General features: G+C 32.9%; 4 protein-coding genes and 1 pseudogene. 4 read left to right on the forward strand and 1 reads right to left on the reverse strand.

What is annotated here, in order from left to right; translation table 11 throughout:
• Both JJE11_RS16220 and JJE11_RS16225 read left to right on the forward strand, forming a co-directional pair.
• Nucleotides 1–1,239 (forward strand): MFS transporter (locus tag JJE11_RS16220; RefSeq protein ID WP_291637487.1); only part of this gene is annotated, 1,239 nt, incomplete at its 5' end.
• Between the two features lie 120 nt (nucleotides 1,240–1,359).
• Complete coding sequence (locus JJE11_RS16225; protein WP_291637489.1) at nucleotides 1,360–1,701, forward strand: zinc ribbon domain-containing protein YjdM; 342 nt, start codon at nucleotides 1,360–1,362, stop codon at nucleotides 1,699–1,701.
• 99 nt (nucleotides 1,702–1,800) lie between these two features.
• On the opposite strand, the gene JJE11_RS16230 is transcribed toward JJE11_RS16225, so the two are convergent.
• Entirely contained in the window at nucleotides 1,801–1,992 is a 192-nt protein-coding gene (locus JJE11_RS16230; protein WP_291637490.1) for a hypothetical protein, read from the reverse strand.
• Between the two features lie 396 nt (nucleotides 1,993–2,388).
• On the opposite strand from JJE11_RS16230, the gene arcC reads away from it, so the two are divergent.
• Nucleotides 2,389–3,333 (forward strand): carbamate kinase, encoded by a 945-nt coding sequence (gene arcC, locus JJE11_RS16235; protein ID WP_291637492.1) that lies wholly within the window; start codon nucleotides 2,389–2,391, stop codon nucleotides 3,331–3,333.
• A 286-nt stretch (nucleotides 3,334–3,619) separates the two neighbouring features.
• Nucleotides 3,620–3,869, forward strand: a pseudogene (locus tag JJE11_RS16240) (MFS transporter); the annotation flags it as partial.

Here is a 3,869-nt window from a genome sequence, read left to right on the forward strand (position 1 = left end):
CCTTTTTTCTACGGTTGGGTAATTGTAATTATTTCTGCAATAACACTATTTTTTTCAGGACCAGGCCAAACTTATTCAATTTCTATATTCATAAATGCGTATATTGAACGGTTTGGATGGAGTCGATCTTTGGTTTCCAGTATTTATTCTTTTGCGTCGTTATGTGCAGGACTTCTACTCCCTTTTATTGGAAGAAAACTTGATAGTGTGGGACATAGAAAGATGCTTACGTTAATATCTTTGCTTTTAGGTATTACATGTTTGTGGATGAGTTTTGTTTTTAATCCTGTTATGCTATTTATTGGATTCGTATTTATGAGATTATTAGGTCAAGGTTCCATGACTCTTATTCCATCTACTCTTGTAAGTCAGTGGTTTGTGAGAAGGCGGGGTAGGGCTATTAGTATAATGACCATTGGGAGTATAATTGGCTCTGCAACTTTACCTGTTATTAATAACTGGTTATTAAATTTGGTAGGTATGAGATTTACTTGGATAATTTGGGGTATAAGTTTAATGGCGATAATGGCTCCTTTGGGTTGGATATTTGTTAGAAATAGACCAGAAGAAATGAAGCTTTTACCGGATGGGGAAGACATTAGAAGCAATATAATAAGAAAAAAGGAAAGTGAAAACAATATAATGCAAGGCAATATTGACTGGACTTTAAAGGATGCAATGAAAACAAGAACCTTTTGGTTAATGATATTTTGTATGGCTGTTCCAGCTATGGTTAATACAGGTTTAACTTTTCATATGGTATCTATTATTGAAGAAAAAGGTTTATCAATGGCTTTCGCTGCATCTATATTAAGTTTAACTGCTATAATTCAACTACCATTAAATTTTTTAGCAGGGCATATGGTGGATAGAATAAAAGTGCATTACATAAGAACTGTGAATTATTGGATACTTGCTATTGCAATGTTTGCTATGGTATCAGCAAATTCAAGTAAAGGTGTGGTCTTATATGCAATATTAGTTGCCATATTTAATGCTTTTAACTCTGTAACTACAGAAGCGTTATGGCCTAGTTATTATGGTAGGAAACATCTCGGAAGCATAAGAAGTATAGCAACTACCGCAATGGTTATTGGCTCAGCATTAGGCCCACTGCCTTTTGGATTTGCTTTTGACTTATTTAATGGATACAAGGAAATAATATTTATTATGATGATATTTCCAGTTATGGCTAGTCTAGCTTCACTTATATCTCCACCACCTGGAAAGCCTAGTTAAATAGAAATTAAATTCTTCTTATATATTAGAATTAACATAAGGGTCATTCAAGTAAATATCCGTCGCATTTTTGACTTGTTATTTATTTTCATGCCCCTAACGAATGGAGGAAATGAAATTATGTTAGATTTGCCAAAATGCCCAGAATGTAATTCAGAATATACTTACGAAGATAGAAGTCTTTTTGTTTGTCCAGAATGTGCTCATGAGTGGACTTCAGAATTAGAAACTGAAAATAGCGAAGAGAAAAAGGTTATCAAAGATGCAAATGGGAATGTATTAAACGACGGAGATTCAGTAACAATAATCAAAGATCTTAAAGTAAAAGGAAGTCCGACATCCATAAAAAAAGGTACGAAAATAAAAAATATACGACTGGTTGACGGAGATCATAATATTGATTGCAAAATAGATGGTTTTGGTGCTATGGAATTAAAATCTGAATTTGTCAAAAAAATATAGGTATAGCCTTAAACTACTATATTGTAAAAGAATATATAAATTGGTAGTAAATAATGAAACCCTCGATTAATTAATCGAGGGTTTCATTATGCTTATATTCTATATATTACATTTGTTATTTTCATCAATCAAAGTTAATGTTCTAAAGTGTTGCTTCAAGTTTTCTTTGAAAGTATAATCTATGTCAATTTTTTTTTCACTTTTATAATTGCGATTTTTATTTAGTATCTTATCCTGATTTAAATATCTATATAGAAATATGCTTAATTTAATATTTTGGATATTATTCATTTATAACATCTCCTAAAAAGTGATTAGTGTAATAAATTTATATCATGCACTAATCATACACTAAGTTACAACAAATTACACAAAACGACAAAATATTTACTTGGCGTTTACAATAAAACCATCAGGGTGTATTTAAACATTCATCTTTACACATTAGAGTAGAACCAGAAGAGTTATTAATGTTATTCGATTAAAAGGAGTGAATAATCAATGTTATTTCTTTGCTTTCATTTTAAGTGAAGGCAAGGTATACTAAGAATGTATCTCATTTTAGTAGTTATGGTATTAAATGTATGGGTAGGTATTTCTTCGTTCCAATTCTAACGAATATACTAAATTAAAGCTTTAAAATAATAAAAATAAAAATAAAAAAATAATAATTTGGAGGTAATAAATATGTCAATAACAAAAGTTGTTGTAGCATTAGGTGGAAACGCATTACAGGAACCAGGTTCATCTGCAACTGCGCAGGCGCAATTAGAAGTAGTAAAAAAGACTGCAGAATTCTTAGCAGAATTAAGTTGCACAGGATATGAACTAGCAGTAGTACACGGAAATGGACCACAAGTTGGAAGAATAGTATTAGCATTTGAAGCGGCTGCAAACGTTACTCCGGTAATGCCTTTCGATGTTTGTGGAGCTATGAGCCAAGGATACATTGGTTATCATATCCAACAAGGGTTAAGGTATGCATTAGCTAAAAGAAACAGAAATATACCAGTTGTTTCATTAGTAACTCAGGTTGTAGTTGATAAGAATGATCCAGCATTTCAAAAACCAACTAAACCAATTGGAGCTTTTTATACAGAAGAGGAAGCAAAAAAAATAGAAACAGAACAAGGTTTTACAATGAAGGAAGATGCAGGAAGAGGTTACAGAAGAGTTGTTGCATCACCTGTACCAATAAGAATAGTTGAATTATCAGCAGTTAAAGCACTTTGGGATACAACCATTGTAGTTGCAGCTGGTGGCGGTGGTATACCAGTAATAGAAAAAGAAGATGGATCACTTGAAGGTGTTGCAGCAGTTATTGATAAGGATTTAGCCGCTGAAAGACTTGCAGAGGATATTGGTGCTGATGCACTTATGATACTTACGGAAGTAGAAAAAGTATCAATAAATTACAAAATGCCAAACCAAATAGATTTAGGTGATTTAAGTGTTGCTGATGCAGAAAAATACATTTCAGAGGGACATTTTGCACCCGGTAGTATGCTGCCAAAGATGAAGGCAGCTGTTATGTTTGCAAAGGCTAATCCAGGGAAAAGAGCGATTATAACTTCACTTTTCAAAGGTGTAGAAGCGCTTCAAGGAAAAGCGGGTACTATTATTACTTTATAGATTATAGGATTTATTTAACGACATTTCAGAAGGAAAGTCTCCCACTTCTATAAGTGTAAGTTAACTACCTTAGCAGAAATAAAACTTCAGTGGAAGTATAAATCTCCTTCTGAAGTCGTTAATATGCAGCGACCCAGGAGATGACTTAACCAACTTTATTTTTAAGGATTCAGAAAGGGGGTGTTTCAGGATGATTTCTTAATCATTTTGAAACACCCCCTTAGATATAAATAAAAACCTGAATAAATTAGAGAATGCATAATGAATGAAAGGGGGGGGAAGTATTATGTTAACGCTATTTTTGATTATTATTTATTTGGCATTTATTAGCCTTGGGTTACCGGATTCATTATTAGGTTCAGCTTGGCCTGTTATGCAAATTGATTTATCTGTAGCATTTCCGAGTGCCGGAGTGATATTCATGATTATATCTTGTGGAGCAATTATTTCAAGTTTACTTAGTGGTAGACTTATCAAGCACTTTGGCACGGGAAAAGTTACATTTGTTAGTGTAACCATGACGGCGTTGGCTTTAC

This window comes from Clostridium sp. (assembly GCF_016650095.1).
In the GTDB taxonomy this organism is placed as follows: Bacteria; Bacillota; Clostridia; order Clostridiales; family Clostridiaceae; genus Clostridium_AD.

Bases quoted from the DNA above. Each gene is read 5' to 3' on its own strand.
- JJE11_RS16225 (WP_291637489.1), top strand. From the start codon at position 1,360: ATGTTAGATTTGCCAAAATGCCCAGAATGTAATTCAGAATATACTTAC.
- JJE11_RS16230 (WP_291637490.1), bottom strand. From the start codon at position 1,992: ATGAATAATATCCAAAATATTAAATTAAGCATATTTCTATATAGATAT.
- arcC (WP_291637492.1), top strand. From the start codon at position 2,389: ATGTCAATAACAAAAGTTGTTGTAGCATTAGGTGGAAACGCATTACAG.